26 protein-coding genes are annotated in these 23,344 nt (G+C 49.5%); 1 reads left to right on the forward strand and 25 read right to left on the reverse strand.

What is annotated here, in order from left to right:
• Positions 1-22: 22 nt before the first annotated feature.
• The 25 genes from P9687_RS13020 to P9687_RS13140 all read right to left on the reverse strand — a co-directional run bounded on the left by P9687_RS13020 (position 23) and on the right by P9687_RS13140 (position 22,798).
• Entirely contained in the window at positions 23-790 is a 768-nt protein-coding gene (locus P9687_RS13020) for a ribonuclease HII (protein ID WP_014095471.1), read from the reverse strand.
• Positions 791-837: 47 nt separating this feature from the next.
• Positions 838-1,677, reverse strand: coding sequence for a ribosome biogenesis GTPase YlqF (gene ylqF / locus P9687_RS13025; protein ID WP_014095472.1), 840 nt, complete (start codon positions 1,675-1,677; stop codon positions 838-840).
• Positions 1,678-1,731: 54 nt separating this feature from the next.
• Complete coding sequence (gene lepB / locus P9687_RS13030) at positions 1,732-2,283, reverse strand: signal peptidase I (RefSeq protein ID WP_014095473.1); 552 nt, start codon at positions 2,281-2,283, stop codon at positions 1,732-1,734.
• Positions 2,284-2,453: 170 nt separating this feature from the next.
• Positions 2,454-2,798 carry a 50S ribosomal protein L19 gene (rplS, locus tag P9687_RS13035; protein ID WP_014095474.1) on the reverse strand — a complete coding sequence of 115 codons (345 nt, stop codon included), beginning with the start codon at positions 2,796-2,798 and terminating at the stop codon, positions 2,454-2,456.
• A gap of 139 nt (positions 2,799-2,937) precedes the next feature.
• Positions 2,938-3,672 carry a tRNA (guanosine(37)-N1)-methyltransferase TrmD gene (gene trmD, locus P9687_RS13040; protein ID WP_014095475.1) on the reverse strand — a complete coding sequence of 245 codons (735 nt, stop codon included), beginning with the start codon at positions 3,670-3,672 and terminating at the stop codon, positions 2,938-2,940.
• Positions 3,669-4,187: a ribosome maturation factor RimM gene (rimM, locus tag P9687_RS13045; RefSeq protein ID WP_017551514.1), complete on the reverse strand. Its 519-nt coding sequence runs from the start codon at positions 4,185-4,187 to the stop codon at positions 3,669-3,671. Before rimM ends, trmD begins: the two co-directional genes overlap by 4 nt.
• Positions 4,188-4,191: 4 nt before the next feature.
• Positions 4,192-4,584, reverse strand: a complete 393-nt coding sequence (locus P9687_RS13050; protein WP_014095477.1) for a YlqD family protein — start codon at positions 4,582-4,584, stop codon at positions 4,192-4,194.
• A 158-nt stretch (positions 4,585-4,742) separates the two neighbouring features.
• Positions 4,743-4,991 carry a KH domain-containing protein gene (locus P9687_RS13055; RefSeq protein WP_026104620.1) on the reverse strand — a complete coding sequence of 83 codons (249 nt, stop codon included), beginning with the start codon at positions 4,989-4,991 and terminating at the stop codon, positions 4,743-4,745.
• Complete coding sequence (gene rpsP, locus P9687_RS13060; RefSeq protein ID WP_014095479.1) at positions 4,991-5,263, reverse strand: 30S ribosomal protein S16; 273 nt, start codon at positions 5,261-5,263, stop codon at positions 4,991-4,993. The genes P9687_RS13055 and rpsP overlap by 1 nt, the downstream gene beginning before the upstream one ends.
• A gap of 95 nt (positions 5,264-5,358) precedes the next feature.
• On the reverse strand, positions 5,359-6,702 hold the full coding sequence (gene ffh / locus P9687_RS13065) for a signal recognition particle protein (protein ID WP_014095480.1): 1,344 nt from the start codon (positions 6,700-6,702) through the stop codon (positions 5,359-5,361).
• Positions 6,703-6,713: 11 nt separating this feature from the next.
• The gene (locus tag P9687_RS13070) at positions 6,714-7,040 is read right to left on the reverse strand and encodes a putative DNA-binding protein (protein ID WP_014095481.1); all 327 of its coding nucleotides are present in this window, start codon (positions 7,038-7,040) and stop codon (positions 6,714-6,716) included.
• A 165-nt stretch (positions 7,041-7,205) separates the two neighbouring features.
• Positions 7,206-8,204: a signal recognition particle-docking protein FtsY gene (gene ftsY / locus P9687_RS13075; protein ID WP_017551511.1), complete on the reverse strand. Its 999-nt coding sequence runs from the start codon at positions 8,202-8,204 to the stop codon at positions 7,206-7,208.
• Between the two features lie 156 nt (positions 8,205-8,360).
• Positions 8,361-11,933, reverse strand: a complete 3,573-nt coding sequence (gene smc / locus P9687_RS13080; protein WP_035188452.1) for a chromosome segregation protein SMC — start codon at positions 11,931-11,933, stop codon at positions 8,361-8,363.
• Between the two features lie 19 nt (positions 11,934-11,952).
• Positions 11,953-12,693: a ribonuclease III gene (rnc, locus tag P9687_RS13085; RefSeq protein WP_017551508.1), complete on the reverse strand. Its 741-nt coding sequence runs from the start codon at positions 12,691-12,693 to the stop codon at positions 11,953-11,955.
• Between the two features lie 221 nt (positions 12,694-12,914).
• Positions 12,915-13,148 (reverse strand): acyl carrier protein, encoded by a 234-nt coding sequence (gene acpP / locus P9687_RS13090; protein ID WP_014095485.1) that lies wholly within the window; start codon positions 13,146-13,148, stop codon positions 12,915-12,917.
• A gap of 83 nt (positions 13,149-13,231) precedes the next feature.
• On the reverse strand, positions 13,232-13,975 hold the full coding sequence (gene fabG / locus P9687_RS13095) for a 3-oxoacyl-[acyl-carrier-protein] reductase (protein ID WP_035189893.1): 744 nt from the start codon (positions 13,973-13,975) through the stop codon (positions 13,232-13,234).
• Positions 13,976-13,991: 16 nt separating this feature from the next.
• Positions 13,992-14,930: an ACP S-malonyltransferase gene (gene fabD / locus P9687_RS13100; RefSeq protein ID WP_017551506.1), complete on the reverse strand. Its 939-nt coding sequence runs from the start codon at positions 14,928-14,930 to the stop codon at positions 13,992-13,994.
• A gap of 16 nt (positions 14,931-14,946) precedes the next feature.
• Positions 14,947-15,939 (reverse strand): phosphate acyltransferase PlsX, encoded by a 993-nt coding sequence (gene plsX, locus P9687_RS13105; protein WP_026104619.1) that lies wholly within the window; start codon positions 15,937-15,939, stop codon positions 14,947-14,949.
• Positions 15,940-16,054: 115 nt separating this feature from the next.
• Positions 16,055-16,636 carry a transcription factor FapR gene (gene fapR / locus P9687_RS13110; RefSeq protein ID WP_017551504.1) on the reverse strand — a complete coding sequence of 194 codons (582 nt, stop codon included), beginning with the start codon at positions 16,634-16,636 and terminating at the stop codon, positions 16,055-16,057.
• 108 nt (positions 16,637-16,744) lie between these two features.
• Complete coding sequence (recG, locus tag P9687_RS13115) at positions 16,745-18,793, reverse strand: ATP-dependent DNA helicase RecG (RefSeq protein ID WP_017551503.1); 2,049 nt, start codon at positions 18,791-18,793, stop codon at positions 16,745-16,747.
• Positions 18,786-19,673 (reverse strand): L-serine ammonia-lyase, iron-sulfur-dependent, subunit alpha, encoded by an 888-nt coding sequence (gene sdaAA, locus P9687_RS13120; protein WP_168985991.1) that lies wholly within the window; start codon positions 19,671-19,673, stop codon positions 18,786-18,788. The genes recG and sdaAA overlap by 8 nt, the downstream gene beginning before the upstream one ends.
• A 120-nt stretch (positions 19,674-19,793) precedes the next feature.
• The gene (sdaAB, locus tag P9687_RS13125; protein WP_035181806.1) at positions 19,794-20,456 is read right to left on the reverse strand and encodes an L-serine ammonia-lyase, iron-sulfur-dependent subunit beta; all 663 of its coding nucleotides are present in this window, start codon (positions 20,454-20,456) and stop codon (positions 19,794-19,796) included.
• The gene (locus P9687_RS13130; RefSeq protein WP_142743391.1) at positions 20,446-20,640 is read right to left on the reverse strand and encodes a hypothetical protein; all 195 of its coding nucleotides are present in this window, start codon (positions 20,638-20,640) and stop codon (positions 20,446-20,448) included. Before P9687_RS13130 ends, sdaAB begins: the two co-directional genes overlap by 11 nt.
• 94 nt (positions 20,641-20,734) lie before the next feature.
• Positions 20,735-22,420 carry a DAK2 domain-containing protein gene (locus P9687_RS13135; protein ID WP_017551499.1) on the reverse strand — a complete coding sequence of 562 codons (1,686 nt, stop codon included), beginning with the start codon at positions 22,418-22,420 and terminating at the stop codon, positions 20,735-20,737.
• Positions 22,421-22,435: 15 nt separating this feature from the next.
• Positions 22,436-22,798 carry an Asp23/Gls24 family envelope stress response protein gene (locus P9687_RS13140; protein WP_017551498.1) on the reverse strand — a complete coding sequence of 121 codons (363 nt, stop codon included), beginning with the start codon at positions 22,796-22,798 and terminating at the stop codon, positions 22,436-22,438.
• Positions 22,799-23,056: 258 nt separating this feature from the next.
• Here P9687_RS13140 and P9687_RS13145 point away from each other — a divergent pair.
• Positions 23,057-23,344: UPF0236 family transposase-like protein (locus P9687_RS13145; protein ID WP_328228903.1), on the forward strand; the 288-nt coding region annotated here is incomplete at its 3' end.

The raw sequence follows: 23,344 nt of genomic DNA on the forward strand, positions 1-23,344 counted from the left end.
CTGTTTCTTTCTTCTTGCTTATTTATCGGCGGATTGCCGGTCTGTCTTTAATCGGCGCAAACGATTTTCGATGGATCGGGCACGGGCCAAGCTTCATGAGCGCTTCCAGATGTTTTTTCGTCCCGTACCCCTTATGTATGGCGAAACCGTAACCGGGATATTTTTCATCCATTTCCTGCATATACCGGTCTCTCGTTACTTTTGCAACTACAGATGCCGCGGCAATTGAAATGCTTTTCGCATCCCCTTTTACAATCGAAGTTTGCGGGTACGAAGCGGGAATTTCCATCGCATCGATCAGCAAATGGTCAGGAGCAGCAGGCAAATGGCCCAAAGCCGCAAGCATCGCCTTTTTGGCCGCCTCGTAAATATTCATCCTGTCAATTTCTTCTGCGCTGGCAAAGCCGACGCCGACAAGGGTTTCTTCCTGGATCCGCGCAAAAAAGGCCTCCCGCTGTTTTTCGGAAAGCTGTTTGGAATCGTTCAGGCCGGGCAGGTAAAAATCTTCTGGAAGAATGACGGCAGCGGCTACAACTGGCCCGGCAAGCGGCCCCCTGCCTGCCTCGTCAATTCCGGCGATCAGGCGGCAGCCGTGGCTGCGCAGGGCGTCTTCAAACCGTCCCATCTCCCGGAATTTTTCAAGCTGTTCACGCTCTTTTTGTAATTTTCTCATCCATTTTTCCAGCGCTTTTTGTGCGCCTTTCCGTTCGTCCCGGCCTAGCGCCTGGATAAACGGATCGGACGGGTTTGTGATTTCCTGAAGACGCGCTTCAATTTCACTGATTTTCAATGTTTCCCCTCCCCGAAAAATAAGCACTCCCTTACGGAGAGCGCTTATTACAAATCAAATGTCAGAGGCCCCAGTTTCATGCCGCGGATATCACGGATAATCACTTCAGCCGTTTTGTCGTAATCGATTTCCCCTCCCGCCCGCAAGCAGCCGCGCAGGCGACCGATATGGTCAAAAAGGGGGACAATATCCGGGATATCCTCAAGCTTGTACCGGGCTTTTAATGTGCCGGGATAATGTTTTTCAAGAAAACGCAGGCCAAATACGGAAACGTCCTGCAGGTTGAGGATCGTGTCTTTAATCGCACCGGTTAAAGCGAGCTTATAACCGGTTTCTTTGTCTTCGAATTTCGGCCAAAGGATCCCAGGCGTATCGAGGAGCTCCATCGTTTTCCCGACTTTTATCCATGCCTGCGCTTTTGTCACGCCCGGCGTATTGCCGGTTTTGGCGATATTTTTCCCGGCAAGCCGGTTAATGAGCGTCGATTTACCGACGTTCGGAATTCCGACAATCATGGCCCGGATCGCACGCGGCCGGATGCCTTTTGCCCGCATCCTCTCCCATTTTGGCTCCAAAATCTGTTCAGCCAGTTTCACCATTTTGTCGAGCCCTTTTCCGCTTTGCGCGTCAATGGCAAGGACATGCGTATTGCCGCCGGACAATTTTTCAAGCCAGCGGGCTGTAGCGGCCGGATCTGCCATATCGGCCTTGTTCAGCAATTTGATCCGCGGCTTTTGCTGAATCAGTTCATCCAGCATCGGATTGGCGGAGGAAACCGGGATCCTTGCATCAAGCAATTCAAAAACAATATCGACCAGTTTTAATTTTTCGGTCACTTCTCTCCTTGCCTTCGCCATATGGCCCGGAAACCATTGTATTGCCATCATGCGTCAACTCCATAACGGTTACTTTTTTCCGTAAAATGCGCAACGAACGGGCGCTTATTTATTGATCATATGGGCATCTTTCACCGGCCAGTATACAAAGTTTGTCTCCCCGACCACCTTGCTGAGCGGAATCGTCCCGATCTGGCGGCTGTCTTTGCTGTACCGGCGGTTATCGCCCATCACAAAAATCTGCCCTTTTGGCACCGTGTCGCGCCCGATATAGTCTTTTAAGGTAAAATCTTCCGTAAGCGGTCCGTCGGCTACGGCTTTTTTATATTTATCGAGATAAGGCTCTTTATACGCTTTCCCGTTAATATACAGGATGTCATTTTTATACTCGATCCGGTCGCCCGGCAGCCCGATGACCCTTTTGATATAATCTTTGCCTTCCGGGGCGTGGAAAACGATGATGTCGAACCGTTTCGGGCTCCCGATTTTATTCACAATCATCCGGTCGCCGTTTTTCAAAGTCGGCATCATGGAAGAGCCGTCGACCACGATCGGGGCGAAGAAAAAGTAGCGCAAAATGCCGGCCAGTGCCACAGCAATCAGCAGCGCTTTCACCCATTCGAACAGTTCATTTTTTGGTTTTTTCTGTTTTGCCATTTATTTACACCGCCTCATTCCATGTATCCATAAGCGTATATTCCCTGATATTTTGCATTATAACAGGATTGGTTGCCGATTGAAAACCTCAGAGACACCCGGGTTATTTATGTATAAGTATGAAGAAAAGGGGCCATGATAGCCCCTTTTCGAACAGCCGTTGCAGCAAATTAGCGAATTTCTTTAATACGGGCAGCTTTACCGCGCAGATTACGCAGGTAGTAAAGTTTCGCACGGCGAACTTTACCGCGACGCACGACTTCAAGCTTCGCAATTTTTGGTGTATGGAGCGGGAATGTACGCTCAACGCCGACACCGTAAGAAACTTTCCGGACTGTAAACGTTTCGCTGATCCCGCCGCCGCGGCGTTTAATGACCACACCTTCAAAAACCTGGATACGTTCGCGTGAACCTTCGATAACTTTTACATGGACGCGGACCGTATCCCCCGGGCGGAAAGCAGGCAGATCAGTGCGAAGTTGATCTTTTGTAATTTCGTCAATAATATTGTGCATCGTATTCAACTCCTTCCAACAAATGCTCTTGCAAATCTTCCATCGTATTTGCAGCGGAACATCGTTTTACGGCGGTCTGCCTTGTTTTCAAGCAAACCACAAAAGCAATCTTAGCATAAACGCATGCTGATTGCAACAGCTACCCGCGTTTTTCTTCCCATTCTTTCAGCCACGCTTTTTGCTTTTCAGATAGCGGATATCCGCGTAAAAGATCCGGCCTTCTCGTATAGGTGCGGTACAGCGACTCTTTTTCGCGCCATTCTTCAATCAGCCGGTGATTTCCGGATAATAACACGTCCGGCACCTTCATTCCGCGAAAATCCGCCGGCCGCGTATAATGCGGATGTTCCAGCAGCCCGGTCGAAAAAGAATCAGTAACAGGCGAGGTTTCATTGCCCAAAACACCGGGAAGCAGGCGGACGATGCTGTCGATCATGACCATTGCGCCCAGCTCGCCGCCCGTTAACACATAGTCTCCGATTGAGATTTCATCGGTTACAAGCGTCCGGATCCGTTCATCATACCCTTCGTAATGGCCGCAAATAAAGATCAGATGTTCTTCTTCCGCAAACGCTTCCGCTTTTTGTTGCGTATACGTTTCCCCCTGGGGGCAGAGCAAAATGATGCGCGGCTTTTTTTCGCTTCCCTCAAGCCGGTCTTCGATAGCATCGAACACCGGCTGGGGCTTTAACACCATGCCCGCCCCGCCGCCGTACGGGTAGTCATCGACGGTTTTATGCTTGTTGTCGCTGTATTCACGGAAATTGACCAGATGATAATGGACGATCCCTTTTTCTTCTGCTTTTTTTAAAATGGAGGATCCGAGAACGCCTTCAAACATTTCCGGGAACAGCGTCAATATATCTATTTTCATGGCAAAAGCCCTTCCATCGGTTCAATCACAATTCTTTTTTCTTTTTTGTCGACTTTTTTGACGACGTCTTCAATATACGGGATCAGCGCTTCTTTCTGCTGCGCTGTTTTCACCACCCAGACGTCATTTGCCCCGGGCGTTAAAATCTCTTTTACCGTCCCGACTTTCTCGCCTGCGGTTGTCACGACTTCACAGCCGATGATTTCATGAAAATAAAACTCATTTTCGCCAAGCTCATCCAGCTGTTCTTCGGAAACTTTCAACATGCCGCCTTTCCATTTCTCGGCTTCCTCAATCGAATCAAAGCCCTCAAACTTCAGCAAATCAAACTGCTTATGCACCCGGTGCGATTCAATCGTAACAGCAAGCGGCTCATCGCGGCCGGGAAGAAACAAGTAAAGCGTATTGCCCGGTTTATAGCGCTCCGCTTTGAAATCCGTTTTGGAAATCACCCGCACTTCTCCGCGGATGCCGTGTGTATTGACGATTTTGCCGACATTAAACCATTGTGTCATATGCTCACCTCTCGCGAATTTCATGGATGATGCCATCTTTTATAATAATCGATTTCTCTTTTGTCACCGCATTCCAATCGTCGCCTTCCCGGACGTCAACAATGGCGTGAATTTCTTTTTCTTTTAATTCTGTCCCGATCGGAAGCAAAAGCAGTTGTTCAATTTGGAACTCCACCAGTTTGATTTTCTCCTGCCGGCTTTCAATTTCTTTTTCAAAATGCATTTTTAAATTGGTTCCCGAAAACTTTTTTTGCTTTTCCAGTTTTTTTGTTTCAAACCGGAGCTGCTCACACTCTTTTTGAAGTTGTTGTTTCTTTTGCCGGTATGTATCCAAAAGCATTCCTTTGCTCTTTTCGGTCAGGATTTGCTTGACCGTCACTTTTTGAAGGATTTTCAAAATGCCCTGCCCTCCTTTTCGCGCCATTCAATAAAAAACCCAAAAAATGCAGCCGGAAAAAGCGGATGTCGGTTAAGATGAGGGGGAAAGCCCGAAAGATGTATAAAAAAGGGAGGTGTGCCCCTCCCTTTCACTGGTGTTCTATCCATCGTTGTCCATTATTCGGCAATTTCAAGACGGATTTTTTTATGTCCGTGCACGCCGGCCGCCGCATAAACGACCGTACGGATGGCCTTTGCGGTACGCCCCTTTTTACCAATGACCATGCCGGCATCATCCGGATGGACAATCAGGCGGTAGAGCGTTCCGGATTCTTGTTCATCCCGTTCTACCCGCACTTCATTCGGATGGCTGACAATCGGCCTGACGATCGAAAGGATTAAATCATCCATCTGTTGGTCCATGATTATTTGCCGTGTTTTTCGTTATGGTATTTTTCCATAATACCTTGTTTTGAAAACAAGTTACGTACCGTATCAGACGGTTGGGCGCCGTTTTTCAGCCATTGGAGCGCGGCTTCCTCGTTGATTTTTACTTCTGCAGGATCTGCAACAGGATTGTAAGTTCCTACTGTTTCAATAAAACGTCCATCACGCGGTGAACGGGAATCTGCCACAACAATGCGGTAAAACGGGGATTTTTTTGCACCCATGCGTTTCAAGCGGATTTTTACTGCCATTTTAATCATACACCTCCAAAAAAGTTTCTCACAAGACTGTATCATATCAGAAAATCATGATGGTGTAAAGTCTTTTCTCTTAACACCCTCGTTTTTTACATAAAAGGGAATTTAAAGCCTTTTTTCCGGCCTTTTTGATTCATGCCCTGCAGTTGTTTCATCATTTTCTTCATTTCTTCAAACTGTTTCAAAAGCCGGTTGACTTCCTGTACCGGGCGGCCGGAACCTTTCGCAATCCGTTTTTTCCGGCTTGCATTGATGATGTCCGGGCGGATTTTTTCCTGCTTTGTCATCGACTGGATAATCGCTTCAACATGCGCAATTTGTTTCTCATCAATTTGCAGATTATCCATCCCTTTCATCCGGTTGGCCCCCGGGATCATTTTCAAAATGTCGCCGAGCGGCCCCATTTTCCGGACCTGGCCGAGCTGTTCAAGGAAATCATCGAGCGTAAATGACTGGTCCCGCATTTTCTTTTCGAGCGCGCGCGCTTTTTCTTCGTCGACAGTTTCCTGTGCTTTTTCAATCAGCGACAGAATATCGCCCATGCCGAGAATACGGGAGGCCATCCTTTCCGGGTGAAACGGTTCGAGCGCATCCATTTTCTCGCCCATCCCGGCAAATTTAATCGGCTTTTCGGTTACGGCCCGGATCGATAAAGCCGCCCCGCCGCGCGTGTCGCCGTCAAGCTTCGTCAGGATGACGCCAGTGATGCCGAGCTGGTCATTAAAACTTTGTGCGACATTTACGGCATCCTGGCCTGTCATCGCATCGACGACAAGAAAAATTTCATCCGGATGCGCAAGTTCCTTGATTTCCTTCAGTTCATTCATCAGCTCGCTGTCAATATGGAGGCGGCCGGCCGTATCGATGATGACGGTATCGTGATGTTCTTCTTTTGCTTTTTCAATCGCTTGCCTGGCAATTTCCACCGGGCTGATTTTGTCGCCAAGCGAAAACACCGGCATGCCGAGTTGTTTGCCGAGCGTTTCCAGCTGCTTGATTGCAGCGGGGCGGTAAATATCGGCCGCAACGAGCAGCGGGGTCCGGTTGTATTTTTTTCGCAACAGGTTGGCCAGTTTCCCGGATGTCGTCGTTTTCCCGGCACCCTGCAGGCCAACCATCATGATGACGGTTGGCGGGCGCTTTGCAACGGCAATCTTGCTCTGTGATCCGCCCATAAGGTTGGTCAGCTCTTCCTGGACAATTTTGATGACCTGCTGCCCGGGCGTCAGGCTTTTCAGCACATCCTGGCCAACCGCACGTTCGCTCACTTTTTTTACAAAATCTTTTACCACTTTGAAATTGACGTCAGCTTCCAGAAGGGCAAGACGGACTTCCCGCATCATTTCTTTGACGTCGCTTTCCGTGACCTTGCCTTTTCCGCGGATTTTCTGCATCGTGCCCTGCAGGCGTTCTGCGAGTCCTTCAAATGCCATTTTTCCGCCCCCTATTCCAATTTTTCGAGCGCATCGACAAGCCGCAACAGTTCCGGATTGGCATCATGCGCCAAAAGATTGCGCATCGACCGGAAAATGCGTGTGCGCGCTTGAAATTTTTCCAATAAACCAAGCTTTTTTTCATAGTCTTCAAGCGTTTGTTCGGTGCGTTTGATATTATCGTAAACCGCTTGACGACTCACACCGTATTGTTCGGCGATTTCGCCAAGCGATAAGTCGTCGAGATAATAGAGGGACATATAGCTGCGCTGCTTCGGAGTCAACAACGATTGGTAAAAATCGTACAAATCATTCATTCGCGTTGTTTTCTCCAGCATGGCTTCTTCCCCCTGTTAAGTGAAAATGCTTTACATAAACACAGAATACAAAGATTCCTGTTTTTTGTCAATGAAAACAAGTTCGTTTCCCCACAACCGATTTGAAGCGCTCCCGGCGGGCTTTAATACCGCGGCCTTCTGATTCGCAGTACGGCCCACATACGGTCAGGCTTGTTCTTCCGGCACTTCATCGATCAGATCGGAAAACAACCCGTACACATATTTTTCCGCATCAAACGGCTGAAGGTCATCCATTTTCTCGCCGAGGCCGACGAATTTGACGGGAATATGGAGTTCGTTCCGGATCGCGAGCACAATCCCGCCTTTTGCCGTGCCATCCAATTTTGTCAGCACAATCCCGGTTACGTCTGTTGCTTCTTTAAACGTCTTAGCCTGCACCATCGCATTTTGCCCGGTGGTGGCATCCAAAACGAGCAGCACTTCATGCGGGGCGCCCGGGATTTCCCGTTCGATGACACGCTTTACTTTTTCCAGTTCCTTCATCAAATTGACCTTGTTTTGCAGGCGGCCCGCCGTATCACAAAGCAGCACATCTGCATTTCTTGCTTTCGCTGCCTGGACGGCGTCAAACATGACAGCGGCTGGATCGGATCCTTCCGAATGTTTGATCACTTCCACGCCGACCCTCTCTCCCCAGACTTCAAGCTGTTCAATCGCGCCGGCGCGGAATGTATCGCCGGCTGCCATGATCACTTTTTTCCCCTGCTGCTTCAGCATATGGGCGAGCTTACCGATCGTAGTCGTTTTGCCGACGCCATTTACGCCGACAAACAAAATAACGGTCAAGGCGCCGTCCTGGATGTTAAGCCGGTTCGGGGCATCTTCGCCGGCCGAATAAATGTCAACCAGTTTTTCGGAAATCACGGACTGGACTTCAGAAGGGTCTTTAATGTTTTTCCGTTTCACTTCCATTTTTAATTCATCGATTAGTTCCATCACGGTCTGGAAGCCGACATCCGCCTGAATTAAAATTTCTTCCAGTTCTTCGAAAAAGTCTTCATCGATTTTCCGGTAACGCGCGACAAGATTGTTGACTTTGTTCGAGAAATTATCGCGCGTTTTTGCAAGCCCGGTTTTAAATTTATCGGTTACCGTATCGGCTTGCCGGGTGAATTTGTCTTTTAATGTTTTAAAAAAGCTCATTTGTCCACTTCCTTTGGCTTTCCTGAATTTGCGTATCAGCTTGTGCGGCATAAAAGCCGCACGAGCAGTCGTAAAAATCGCCGGCCTGATTTTTATCCCTGCCGGCCCGCTTGTGGCACGGGCGCTTCTTTTTAAACACGGCGCTGATTCGCCTGTTTAAGACGTTTGAAAAGCGAGGTCGGTTGATTCTTCCAGTTTGACCGACACAAGCTTCGATACGCCGGATTCCTGCATCGTAACCCCGTAGAGGACGTCCGCTTCCTCCATCGTTCCTTTCCGGTGGGTGATGACAATAAACTGGGTTTCCGCACTGAATTGTTTCAAATATTTGCTAAACCGGTATACATTGGCTTCATCCAGCGCAGCTTCCACTTCATCGAGAATGCAAAACGGCACCGGGCGCACACGCAAAATCGCAAACAAAAGCGCGATCGCGGTCAGCGCTCTTTCGCCGCCTGAAAGCAGCCCGAGATTTTGCAGTTTTTTCCCCGGCGGCTGCGCGAAAATTTCCACGCCTGTCGTAAGCAAATCTTTCGGATCCGTCAGCCGCAAATCCGCTCTCCCACCGCCAAAAAGCTCGCGGAAAACCGGTTCGAATTCGTTCCGGATGGCGTTAAACGTCTCATCGAACCGGCGGACCATTTCGCCGTCCATTTCCGTAATCACCTGGTCAAGGGTGTCTTTTGCTTCAAGCAGGTCGGTCTCCTGTTCTTTTAAAAACTGGTAACGTTCCGATACACGCTCATATTCTTCGATCGCGCCGAGATTGACGGCGCCAAGCTCATCAATCGACAGTTTGATCAGCTTCACTTTTTTGCGTGCTTCCTCCAGGGAAACATTGAGCGGGCGGGCTTCTTTCGCGGCTTCAAAGGTGAGCGTGTATTCTTCGCGGAGCCTTTGAAGCCGGTTCTCAAGTTCCACATCCAGCCGGTTTGCTTTGACTTCTTCATCCTGAATGGCCTGCTGGAGCCCTTTTTGCTGCCGTTTCCATTCCTTCAGGCCGCGTTCCAGGTCTTCCATCTCTGCTGTCAGCCGGGCCCGTTCTTCCCTGCGCACGGCGATAAAGGCGAGCGTATCGTTTTTGTCACGCGCTTTTTGTTCGGCCGCTTCTGCCAGTTCGCTTTCCGACATGTGATGCTTCTTCGATTCGTCCGTAAGAAAGTGGTACTGCTCATCGTAACGCGCTTTACGTGACGCCCACTCCTTTATTTCACGGTCGAGCCGCGCAAGCTCTTCGCGGTCGCGCGCCGCCTGTTCCATCTTTACGGCAAGCGTCGATTTTAAATCGCTCAGTTCGCCCTGGAGCCTGCTTTTTGCCGTCGAATCATCGTTTTTCTTTACGGTCAGGGCTTCAATTTCCGCTTCCAGTTGCTGCGCTTTTTCGCCGGTACGCGCCAGCATATCTTCCAGTTCGCCGATCCGTTTACGGGCTTCATCCTGCTGCTTTTCCGCCTCTTGTTTTTCCATATCGTAGACGAGCAGGTGCTCATCCAGATTTTTTTCCTCAACCGCAAGCCGTTCCAGTTCCGCTTTCGCCTGCTGTTCTCCAAGTCTCAGCGCTTCGCCGTTTTTCCTCGCTTCATCCAGCTCCTGTTGCATGCGGGAAGCTTCGGCTTTCAATGCTTTGACTTCCGTTTCAAGCGCCATCGTTGTTTTTTCCATGCCGGCAAGCTTTTCTTTTAATGCTTCCAGTTCGCTTTTTCTCGAAAGGAGTGACACACTGTTTTGTTTCGAAGCCCCGCCTGTCATCGAGCCGCCCGGATTAACAACATCCCCGTCAAGCGTCACGATGCGGTAGCGGTAGCCGAGCATTTTGGCGATTTTGTTTGCACTTTTTAAATCACGGACTACAAGGACATGGCCGAGCAGATTGGACACAATGGACTGGTAGCGGCTTTCAAAGCGGACAAGCTCCGCGCACACGCCGACGTACGCCTCTTCATTGCGGAGCGGTTTGAGGCTTGCTTCCGGAATGGCCCGCGGCTTAATAATATCGAGCGGCAAAAAAGTCGCCCGCCCGGCCTTTCGTTCTTTTAAAAATGCAATGGCGTGCCGCGCATGCCGTTCCGTTTCTGTCACAATATGCTGCATCGAAGCACCCAGTGCTGTTTCAACCGCTTTTTCGTAAGGCGCGGGCACCCGGACCAGTTCAGCCACAGCACCTTCAATGCCTTCCAGCTGTTTGCCGCGGGCTTTCAAAATTGCACGCACGCCTTGGTAAAAGCCGGTATAATCTTCTTCCATCTCTTCAAGCGTTTCTTTCCGTGATTTCGCTTTTTGCAAATATTGGTATGCCTGATACAGATTGGACTCCTGTTTTTGATACCGACTGTTTACGGATTCCAGCTGCCTTTGCTTTTCCATATAGGCACCGGCTGCCGCTTCCAGCTCCTGTTTGATTTTTGCAAGGCGGCCGGTCGCCATTTTTTTCTTTTCCCGCACTTTTTCCCGTTCTTCGACATATTTCCGGTTGTCGGCTTCAAGCCGGCTGAGGCGGTTTAACGACGTTTGCAGCTGCTGCATAAGCAGGCGCTTTTCATTTTTTCCGCTTGCCTGCTCATTCAGCAGTTCAATATAGTCGCTTTTTAAAGACTCAATTTTTCCCTCCAGATTCGTGCTGAGGCGGAAAAGGCCCGCTTCCTTCTCTTTCACGCTTTCTTTCAGGGACGATAAGGCTTGTTCATTTTCCGCCGCCGTTTGCAAAAGCTTTTCCTTTTGGGCTTCCAGTTCTTTTAAAGCGTTCTCCGCTTCATTTATATTTTTCTCAAGCTGGGCTTTGTTCTCGCTGGCGTTCTTTTTGCGTTCCTTCAGCACTTCTTTTTGCCCTTCGAGTTTTTCCAGCTCTTCTGTCGCTTGAAGCAGCACATTCTGCAAGTCTTGAATCGATTCATCGAGCGCGTCCAGCTGATTGCGCTTTTCTTCCAGCTGTGCTTCCTGTTTGCGGATTTCGGAAGAGAGCCCCGCTTCTTTATCCCGGTGTGCTTCAAGCTGCGATTTAAGCGATTCCCACTCGCCATGCAATGATTCTATTTCATACGCCAAAACGGCAATTTCATAATTTTTCAATGCTTCCTTTTGTTCCAGATAATCTTTTGCGACCGATGCCTGCATTTTCAACGGCTCAAGCTGGCTTTCCAGTTCATACAGAATGTCGCTAACACGGTTTAAGTTATCCTGCGTTTCGGCAAGCTTCACTTCCGCCTTTTTCTTGCGCGTCTTATATTTTAAAACGCCGGCTGCCTCTTCAAAAATGCTGCGGCGTTCTTCCGCTTTGCTGTTTAAAATTTCTTCCACTTTCCCCTGGCTGATAATGGAAAAAGCTTCTTTGCCAAGGCCGGAATCCATAAACAATTCCACAATATCCTTCAACCGGCATTGCTGTTTATTGATATAAAACTCGCTTTCCCCTGAACGGTACACCCGCCTTGTCACGCTCACTTCCTGGTAATCAATTGGAAGGGCGCGGCCTTCGTTTTCAAGCGTTAACGTCACTTCTGCAAAATTCAGTGGTTTTCTTGTATCGCTGCCGGCAAAAATAACATCTTCCATCTTTCCACCGCGCAGGCTTTTCGCTGATTGTTCACCGAGCACCCAGCGGACGGCGTCGATCACATTGCTTTTGCCGCTGCCGTTCGGGCCGACAACCGCTGTCACGCCCGGAACAAATTCAAAGGAAATCCGGTCCGCAAATGACTTAAATCCGATCACATCGAGACGTTTCAGAAACAATCCGTTCCCCCTCCATTCTTTACGGCTTCTTTTTTTCTTCTTTCTGCAAATTGGATAAAGCCGTTTGCGCAGCCTGCTGTTCCGCTTCTTTTTTGGAGCGGCCTTTTCCTGTCCCGAGCGCTTTATTGTTTAGCGACACGCTGGAGATGAACTCCTTGTCATGCGCAGGGCCGCGTTCATCGAGAATCGTGTATTCCAACACACCGGATGTTCTTTTTTGGACGTACTCCTGCAACTTGCTTTTATAATCCGCCGTGCTGCTGAAGAGCCCCTCGTCTATTTTCGGGAATACAACTTTTTCAAGAAGGGAAACAACAGCCTTTAACCCCTTGTCCAAATAAAGCGCGCCGATAAACGCTTCAAACACATCGGCTAAAAGAGCCGGGCGCGTTCTGCCGCCGGTCATTTCCTCGCCTTTACCGAGCAGGATATACTCGCCGAAATGCAGCTCATTGGCAAAAATGACAAGCGACGGCTCACAGACGACGGACGCCCGCAATTTCGTCATTTCCCCTTCGTTCATCGACGGGAACCGATTAAATAAATAATGGGAAACGGTCAGTTCCAGGACGGCGTCGCCTAAAAATTCAAGCCTTTCATTGTCGTGCCTGCGCTTTTCCGGATGCTCGTTCACATAGGAGGAATGCGTAAAAGCCTGTTTCAGCAGGTTTACGTCTTGAAAATGGATCCCGAGTTGTTCCTGCAGGTTGCCGAATTTGTTTACTACATGTTCTTCATCTGATTTTATTTTTTTACCCATCGTTCATCCACCCGATATCTTGATATAGTTTCAACTTAACTTAAATATATAGAAAAATACTGCTGAACGCAAAGGCATCTCCCAGGACCCGGGCGGTCGTAAATAGGCAAAAAGGGATCGCGCTTTTTTGCCCATTTACCATCCTCAGGCAGGAGACGATTGACGCCGGATTAGAGAAAAATGTCCCGCTTTATGGGGCGGGACATTTTACATGAAGACGATTACTGCTGATTTTGTATGTAATTTACAGCGTCACCCACTGTTACAATTTTCTCAGCATCCTCGTCAGAAATTTCCATTCCGAATTCATCTTCCAATTCCATCACCAATTCCACTACATCAAGGGAATCAGCGCCAAGATCTTCTTTGAATTTCGCTTCCAGTGTAACTTTGGATTCTTCGACACCAAGGCGGTCAACGATGATCTTTGTCACACGCTCTAATACGTCTGCCATGCGGTTCACCTCCCCTCAAGGTATTATAGAGGATTTTTTATAATTAATAAAGCGAAACTTAAAAACAAGCTTTGCCGCGACCGTTACATGACCATTCCGCCATCGACGTGGATCGTTTGCCCGGTAATGTAGTCGGAACTGCTGCTTGCCAAAAACAGGGCAGTCTTTGCTACATCTTCCGGCTTGCCGAAACGGGAAAGTGGGATTTGGCCCAGCATGCCTTCTTTGATGTCTTCCGTCAGCTTATCGGTCATATCCGTTTCAATCATGCCCGGGGCAATGGCGTTTACAGTAATACCGCGGCTTGCCAGCTCACGCGCCGCCGTTTTTGTAAGCCCAATGACGCCGGCTTTGGCAGCGGTATAATTGGCCTGACCGGGGTTGCCGCTGATACCGACAACCGAGGCAATATTAATGATTTTGCCGCTCCGCTGCTTCATCATCGGCCGCGCCGCCGCTTTTGTGCACAGGAAGACCCCTTTTAAATTGGTATCGATGACTGCATCCCATTCTGCTTCTTTCATCCTCATCAAAAGGTTATCACGGGTGATGCCGGCGTTATTCACCAATATATCAAGTTTGCCGAATTTTTCCAGCACCTGTCTGAACATTTCCTGCACTTCCGATTCATTCGAAACATCAGCCCGGATGGAAAAGGCTTCCACACCATAAGAACGGACGGCGTTTACCACTTCTTCCGCTTTTTCAGCATTCCCTGCATAGTTGACCACAACATGCGCGCCGGAAGCGGCAAACGCAAGCGCGATTTCGTGGCCGATGCCGCGGGACGCACCGGTCACAAGCGCAACTTTGTCTTTTAAAAGCATTCGGTCTCCTCCTCCATTATTTTTGCAGCGCGCCAACCGCAGCTTCCAGGGTTTCCATATCCTGGACGGCATATGTTTTTACGCTGCGGTCAATTTTCCGGATTAATCCGGAAAGCACTTTGCCCGGCCCGACTTCAATAAAGGTATCAACGCCGAGGCTGATCATTTTTTTGACAGAATCTTCCCATAAAACAGGGGAATAGAGCTGGCGGATACAATTTGCTTTGATGTCCTGAGCGCCCGTTTCCACTTCGGCATCAACATTGGCGATCACAGGAACCGCCGCATCCCGGATAGCAATTTCGTCAAGAACCGCCTTATATTTTTCCGCTGCCGGCTCCATCAATTTGGAGTGGAAAGGCCCGCTTACCTGAAGCGGGAGGACGCGTTTCGCCCCTCTTTCCTTGGCAAGGGCGCCCGCTTTCTCAATTCCGGCAGCTGTCCCGGAAATGACTATCTGGCCGGGACAGTTCAAATTCGCGAGCTGGACCGTTTCCCCTTCACGGCTCACTTCATCTGCAACTTCCTCTAGCACGCCGCGGTCAAGCCCGAGCACGGCGGACATTGCCCCGGCACCGTTCGGGAATGCTTCATCCATATATTCGCCACGTTTGCGTACCGCATATACGGCATCTTCAAAAGACAAAGCGCCAGCTGCCACAAGCGCCGAATATTCGCCAAGGCTGTGCCCGGCTGTGAAATCTGCATGGATGCCCGCTTCCTGAAGCACCTGTAAAATCGCAGTGCTTACCGTTAAAAGGGCCGGCTGGGCATTTTCGGTACGGGTCAGTTTGTCCAGCGGGCCGTTTTGAATGAGCCCGGATAAGTCCATCCCAAGCTTTTCATCTGCTTTTTGAAAAACAGCCGCCGCTTTTTCATTTGCACCGGCAACCGACTGCCCCATGCCAACCGTCTGGGATCCCTGCCCCGGAAAAACAAATGCTATTTTCCCCATCTCTTTTCCTCCATCCTTACTTTTGTTCAAGTTGTTGAATTGCGTGTTTGATTTTGCCGGTGACGTCAGACTGTACCATTTCACGCGCCTGCCGCACCGCATTGTAAATTGCATTGGCGTTTGATGACCCGTGTGCTTTAATGACGGGCGCATTCAGCCCCATTAAACCCGATCCGCCGTATTCCGAGTAGTCCATGATATTTTTCAGGCCTGACAGTTCTGATTTGATCATCGCAGCGGCCAGTTTTGTCTTCAGATTGTGCATGAACACTTTTTTGATCATGGAAAACAAGGATCCGGCCGTACCTTCAATCGTTTTCAGCACCATATTGCCGGTAAACCCGTCTGTGACAACGACATCCGCCGCCCCCTCGAGCAAGTCGCGGGCTTCAACATTGCCGGTAAAATTCAAATCAGTTTCTTTTAAAAGTTGAAATGCTTTTTTTGTTAATTCATTGCCTTTCTTTTCTTCTGTTCCGATATTTAAGAGGCCGACGCGCGGATTTTTTAAGCCTCTTACCTTTTCGGCATACAGCGAGCCCATGATGGCAAACTGCAGCAAATGTTCCGGCTTGGCTTCCGCGTTTGCGCCGAGATCGAGCATGACAAAACCGCGCCCGTCCGTTGTCGGGAGCACCGGGGCAAGGGCCGGCCTTTCAATACCTTCAATCCTGCCAACCACAAAGAGACCGGATGCCATTAGAGCGCCCGTATTTCCGGCCGAGATGCACGCGTCCGCTTCCCCGTCTTTCACGGCTTGGGCCATACGCACCATGGAAGAATTTTTTTTGCGGCGAACTGCCCGCACCGGTTCGTCTGTTCCAGATATTACCTCATCGGTATGGATAACGGCAACGCGGTCAGACGTTTCCAGTTCCTTCCTGATTTGCGTTTCGTCCCCGAACAGGATAAACGCCGTGTCCGGAAATGCGTTTACAGCCCGGTTAATCCCTTGTACAATTTCTTTTGGGGCATAATCCCCGCCCATTGCATCAATTGCTAATTTCATTCTGTTCAGCCCCGTTTCTAAAATCAAGCTTTTCCCGTGCGAAAGTTTTCCCGGCCATGCCGCAACCGGGGTTGCCGGTCCCCGGGAAAATGGTTTACCTGTCCGCGAAGCATAGTTAAGCACTGCCGCCTTTTCCGGCATGATCCCGATACATTTCAAATTCGCCTTTAAAGACGAGGTCACGGCCGACATAGCTTTCAACAAACACAGTCGTTCTGCCGTTTTCCTGATTGACGTTCGCCACTTTTGCCTTGGCAATGACGCGGTCGCCGATTTTCGCGGACCGCAAAAACCGGATGGTGGCTTTCGCCGTGAGGGCCAGTTCATCATCAATAACGGCAACGGCAAGCGAGTTGGCCTGCGCAAACAGATGATGCCCGCGGGCGATGGCGTTTCGCTTAAAAACATGTTCTTTTTTGACATCAAAAATAGAGATGGCGCTGCGATCCAATTCGATATCGATCACTTCCCCGACGACTTCTTCGATCGGCAGCGCCCTTACTTCATTGGCGAACCGCTTTTCAGCAACGTTTTTGATCCTTTCCCGCAGTTCCGGAATGGAAAGCTCCAGCCGGTCAAGGCGGATCGTCTGCACGCTGACATGGTATTTTTCCGCCAGTTCTTCATCTGTGATAAAAGGATTCTGCCTGATGGTTTCCTGCAAACTTTGCTGCCGGTCCTTTTTTTTCATTTTCATGGGTGACACCATCCGAAATTTTAGGACTTGGTACTAATCGTAGTATATAGAAAGAAAAGGAAGTTTGCAAGAATTGCCAAAGCTGCCCTGGCAAAACGCAAACTCCCTTTAGTCCAGTTTCTCCCCTTCGAGCACACCTGATGCTTCAAGCTGGCGCCGCAAGTGTGAAAAAGCCGGGTCATGCCAGAATGTATCGGAACTGATCAATTGCTGCGCATCCTGCCTGGCTGTTTCAAGCGCCCGGAAATCATGGACCATATCGGCCACTTTAAATTCCGGCAGCCCGCTTTGTTTTTTTCCGAAAAAATCGCCGGGTCCGCGAAGCTCGAGATCTTTTTCGCTCAAAACAAAGCCGTTGTCCGTTTCCGTCATAATTTTCATCCGCTCTTTGCCGATTTCTGTTTTCGGGTCGGCGAGCAAAATACAATACGATTGCGCATCGCCTCTGCCGACACGGCCGCGCAACTGGTGAAGCTGGGCAAGGCCGAACCGTTCGGCATCATAAATGACCATAATGGTCGCATTCGGCACATTGACCCCGACTTCGACAACCGTTGTCGACACAAGCACCTGAATTTCGTTGCGGCTGAACGCTTTCATGACTGCTTCCTTTTCGTCACCCGGCAGCCTGCCATGCATCAGCCCGGCTGTATACCTGCCATTAAAATATTGGTTTAAAATGGCATACACATCAATCGCGTTCTGGACGTCAAGCTTATCGGATTCCTCGATGAGCGGACAAATGACATACGCCTGTCTGCCTTTTTTGAGCTCTTTTTCGATAAAGCCGAGCACCCTTTCGAACAGATTGTTTTTCACCCAGTACGTTTCAATCTTTTTCCGGCCAGCTGGCATCTGGTCAATGACAGAAACATCCATTTCGCCGAACACGGTGATGGCAAGCGTCCGCGGAATGGGCGTCGCCGTCATAAAAAGCACATCCGGATTCATCCCTTTTTCGCGAAGGATCCGTCTTTGCTCAACCCCGAACCGGTGCTGTTCATCTGTGATCACAAGGCCGAGCCGCGAAAATGCCACATCTTCCTGAATTAAAGCATGCGTGCCGATTAAAATATCGATACCGCCAGTTCCAAGCTGTTCCAAAAGCGCTTTTCGCCGTTTCCCTTTTACGGTGCTCGTCAGTAAAGCGACCTGGACGCCGTGCGGTTCGAGCAGCTGGCAAAGCGATTCGGCATGCTGCTCGGCGAGAATTTCCGTCGGGACCATCAGTGCCCCTTGAAATCCCGCCGTCACCGCAGCGTATAGCGCAATCGCAGCAACGACCGTCTTCCCGGAGCCGACATCCCCCTGGAGTAAACGGTTCATGCGGAACGGCGACTTCATGTCCGCGCAAATTTCGTTTACCACTCTTTTCTGGGCGGCCGTCAATGAAAACGGCAAGGAGTCGATAAAATGTCTTAATTTCCGCACATCATAGCGGATGGCCCGGCCGTTTGAATGTTCGCGCTCGAATTTCCTTAACGCCTGCATCTTCAGCTGAAAAGCCAAAAACTCTTCGTATACAATGGTCCTTCTCGCCATTTTCACTTCTTGTTCCGATTTTGGGAAGTGCATCGCAAACATGGCCTGCTTTTTCGGCATTAATTTATATTTTGCAAGCATTTCTGCCGGGAGCGCCTCTTCGATTTCACTGCCATAAGCATGAAAGGCGGATTGAATGTATTTGCGCAACGTTTTTACCGTCATTTTTCCTTTCACCGCATAGACGGGCCCGAATCCGGACGTTTGATCAGCCGTGCCTGTTTTTACGGATTGGGCCGTAATCGTCTGCCGGTGCATGTCCCATTTTCCGGTAACCGTAATCTCATCATGGACATGGATTTTCTTTTTCAAATACGGCTGGTTAAAACAGACAACCGTAATGAGAAAATCGCCTGCGAACACTTTCATCGACAGGCGTGACCGTTTTTTTGAATAATAGATGAGGGAGGGTTCGCTATGCACCCTCCCCGTCACCGTCACCCGTTCATCATGCCCGACTTCACGCAAATCTTTGAGCCGGTCATCTTCATACCGGAAAGGAAAATAAGTAAGCAGGTCATAGATGGTAAAAATCCCCATCTGCCCGAGGCTTGCTTCCGTTTCTTCGCCGATCCCTTTTAAAACGGATACCGGCAGATCAAGCGGGCTATTCATGCAGATCAAGCGGCATACCGAAAATTTTGGCTTCCAGTTTCCGGGCGGTCGGCGTATCCGCCAAGCCTCCCCGCGCTGTTTCTTTGAGCGCAGTCGGCATCTGCTGCCCGACGCGGTACATCGCATCAATCACTTCATCGCAAGGGATCCGGCTTTTAATGCCGGCAAGCGCCATATCTGCCGCAACCATTGCATTGGCCGCCCCCATTGCATTCCGTTTCACGCATGGTACTTCCACAAGACCGGCAACAGGATCGCATACGAGGCCGATCATATTTTTCAACGTAATGGCCATCGCATGGGCACATTGATCCGGTGTGCCGTCCGCCATCTCAACGATAGCCGCGGCAGCCATCCCGGCGGCTGATCCGACTTCTGCCTGGCAGCCGCCTGCTGCGCCGGAAATAAACGCATTATTGGCCACCACAAAACCGAATGCGCCGGCTGTAAATAAGAAACGGACCATTTCTTCACGCGTCGGATGCAGTTTGTTTTTGACCGCAAAGAGCGTTCCCGGCACGACGCCGGCAGAACCGGCTGTCGGCGTTGCGCAAATCGTTCCCATTGCCGCGTTCACTTCATTTGTCGCAACAGCTTTGCTGACGGCATCCAAAATGGTGGCGCCGGATAAGAAATTGCCTTTTTCAATATATTTTTGCAACAGTACGGCATCGCCGCCCGTAAGCCCTGAGTGGGAGTGGACGCCGGCAATCCCTTTTTCAACTGCTTTTTCCATCACAGCCAGATTTTCATCCATCTTTTTTATGATGGCTTCCCTCGATTTTCCGGTTACTTCCATTTCTTGCTCTATCATAATTTCCGAGATTTTTTTATTTTGCTGTTCGGCCAGTTCTACAAGCTCAGCAACATTCCGAAACATAATTTCCCTCCTTCAATATCCATGCTGCTTCTCCTGGCACAGGCAAGGATGCACGCACATTTTTTAAAGACAGCCAAAAGAAAGCGCCACCTGCTTAGCAGCTGCGCTTTTTTCTCCCTATTAATCTACAACTCTTGCAACCTGGGTAATATTCGGGAGCTGCTTCATCTCTTCAATGACGGCGTCATCGAGATTCTGGTCCACTTCGATAGCCATCAAGGCCATCTTTCCGGCTTCTTTGCGCGATACTTCCATATGGCCGATATTGATTTCATGTGCTGATAAAATATTGGATACGGCCGCAATCGCCCCGTAGCGATCCTGGTGAACGACGAGCACAGCCGGATGGTGGCCGGATAAATGCAGTTCAAAGCCGCTCAGTTCTGTCACTTCAATTTTTCCGCCGCCGATTGAGATACCGGTCAGTTCCATATCTCCCGATGCGTCGCCCATCCGGATCTTTACCGTGTTCGGGTGATCCGTGACGGCGCTTTCCACGAAAAACTTTACCGAAAGTCCGTGCTGTTCCGCAATCTGAAGAGAAGATTTGATCCGTTCATCATCCGTGTCAAAATCGAGCAGGCCGCCGACAATGGCAACGTCTGTGCCGTGACCTTTATAGGTGGTCGCGAACGATCCGTAAAAATGGATGTCTGCCCACTGTGGCTGCCTGCCGAATAAGCTTCTCGCTACCCGACCGATGCGCGCGGCACCTGCTGTATGGGAGCTCGAGGGCCCGATCATCACCGGGCCGATAATATCAAAAACACTTTTATATTTCATTGCGCATCACACCCACATTATTGTGTTTTTTCGCGATTTCAATCTTGGTGGGTGCGCCCCGTTTTTCAGGCCGCACCCGCCGTTGTGCTGATTTTAAAGTTTGCCGGGCAAAACCGGGTTGGTTCGGCCGGCTCGCCCGAACTGGAACCTTTTTACCAAAAAAGAATGGATGAAAGCTTTGCACTTGAAAGCGCTGCAACAGATGAAAACAAACAGCAGCGGATGGTGCATTTTTTCGTATTCAGCAAGCTCTTTTTATAATATGCGGGCAAGCAATCTTATTCCACTGCCAAAATAAAGGAATATAACGGCTGCCTGCCTTCATGGACTTCGATTTCTATCTCCGGCCAGTTGGTTTCAATATAGGAAACGAGTTCGTTTACCTGTTCCTTGCTGACATCTTTTCCGTATATGACGGTGGCAATTTCATCTTCCGCGCCGATCATGTGCGAAAGCAGCTGCCCGGATGCTTCCAACAGGGCAGGACTCGTTTTGACGATTTTCCCTTCGTAAATCCCCATATAATCCCCTTTTTTGATGGAGATGCCGTCAATATTCGTATCCCTGACCGCATTGGTAACCTGGCCGGATTTCACGCGGCCGAGCGCTTCTTCCATTGCTTGGACGTTTTTGTCAAACGGCTGTCCGGGGTTAAATGCGAGCAGCGCCGCCATTCCCTGCGGCACGGTTTTAGACGGGACAATAGCCACTTTTTCTTCCGCTAGTTCCGCTGCCTGCTCGCTTGCCATGACAATATTTTTATTGTTCGGTAAAATGATGATTTGTTTTGCGTTTGCCTCTTCAATGGCTTTCAATATGTCCTCGGTGCTCGGGTTCATCGTCTGGCCGCCTTCAATGACAACATCGGCGCCGATGCTTTTAAACAGCGCAGCGATTCCGTCCCCCATGGCAACCGTAATCACACCGTAATCTTTCTTTTCTTTTTTCTCCTGTTCCGCTCCGTTTTCGCCAACAAGCGCATGATGCGTTTCGCCCACTATCGCGCTGTGCTGCTCGCGCATATTGTCCACTTTTAACTTAATGAGGCTGCCGTATTGCTGGCCGTAGTTCAAAACATCACCCGGGCGCTCAGTGTGGACATGGACTTTCACGATATCATCATCCGAAATGACCAGGAGGGAATCCCCGAAACGGCTCATATCACTGCGGAACCGCTCCTCCGAGAATGTCTTGGCGGACGGTTTGGAGCGGTCGAGCCTGACCATGATTTCCGTGCAGTACCCATATTTGATATCTTCCGTACGCATAAAGTCCTGCACATGCTTATGGTGTTCGGCGTTTACGAGCTCGTCCATTGACGGCATGACGGACGGTGTATCCGGCAGCTCTTCCCCTTTTAACTCGGCAAGAAAGCCTTCATAAATAAAAACAAGCCCCTGGCCGCCGCTGTCGACCACGCCGACTTCTTTTAACACCGGCAACATGTCCGGCGTCCGGCTCAGCGTCGTTTTCGCTTCCCCGAGGATCGCTTCCATGACTGCCGCCAGATCCTTTTCGGTTTTCGCCGTTTGCACGCCTTTTTTGGCCGCTTCCCTTGCAACGGTGAGAATCGTTCCTTCAACCGGCTTCATGATCGCCTTAAAAGCGCTCTCGATCCCGGCCTGAAAAGCCGCTGCAAACTCTTTTGCGGAAATATGCGCTTTTGTTTCAATCGATTTGGAGAAGCCGCGGAACAGCTGGGATAAAATCACGCCCGAATTGCCCCGCGCGCCCATCAGCAGCCCTTTTGCAAAACTTGCGGCAACGGACCCGATATGCGCCTGGACATTTTTTTGCACTTCCTTTGCACCGGAAGTCATCGTTAAATTCATATTTGTTCCCGTATCGCCATCAGGGACAGGGAATACATTCAGGGCGTCAACCGTTTTGGCATTTGCCGCAAGATGGTTCGCCCCTTGTATGACCATTTCTGCAAAACGCTTTCCATCCAGTGATGTAACCACAAAATTTCCTCCTCGTTACGGGTTCGCGACACGCACGCCCTGAACGTAAATATTAATGGCGTCAACTGATAAGCCGACTGTTTGATTCAGCGTATATTTTACTTTCTGCTGGACGTTGCGGGCGATTTCGGAAATTTTTGTCCCGTAGCCCACAATAATATACATGTCAATTTCCACTTTTTCATCCTGTTGACGCACAATAACGCCCCTCGAGAAGTTTTCTTTGCGCAGGATTTCTGTAATGCCGTCTTTTATTTGATTTTTCGAGGCCATTCCGACAATGCCGAAACAGTCAATGGCGGCACCTCCTGCAATTGTGGCGACGACTTCATTCGATATATCAATTTGTCCGTAATGCGTATTTATTTCAATCGGCATAAATCGCTCCCCCTTATCTTCACTGTTTCCAAACCGGATTTGACCTGCTATCGCCATTGTACTATAAGACAGGGTACATGGAAAGCAGAGCAGGCCCGCATTGTTATAGTTTACCACAAAACAGGATGTCCTGCATGTATCCCTTCCGGTATGTGTAAAATTTTACTCGAAGGGGCAGATGAGTGGAAAAAAATGGGAAGACGCTCTATCATCTAATTGTACACTTCAAGATGAACATCTAGAGAGAGAGGTCTTCCCATGGATATTATATCAATAATTGCTGGATTATTAAAGGATACAAAGAGTCTTATCGAATTTGAAGAACAGCTTAAACTTCTGATGCAGAAGGCTTTTACACAATGGGTTGGGGAAATATTTGAAGAGTTAGATAAAATAATTAAACAGGAGAAGTTAGAGGAGGGCTGGGTGTACTGCCGGAGTGATAACAGAAACATTCAGTTTCTATTTGGAAGTGTGACCTTTATACGCTCATTAATGCATGACAAGAGAGGAAATTCACATTATCCTCTGGATGAATGTTTAGGT

The sequence above is a fragment of the Weizmannia sp. CD-2023 genome (assembly GCF_036225245.1).
Lineage (GTDB): Bacteria > Bacillota > Bacilli > Bacillales > Bacillaceae_C > Weizmannia > Weizmannia faecalis.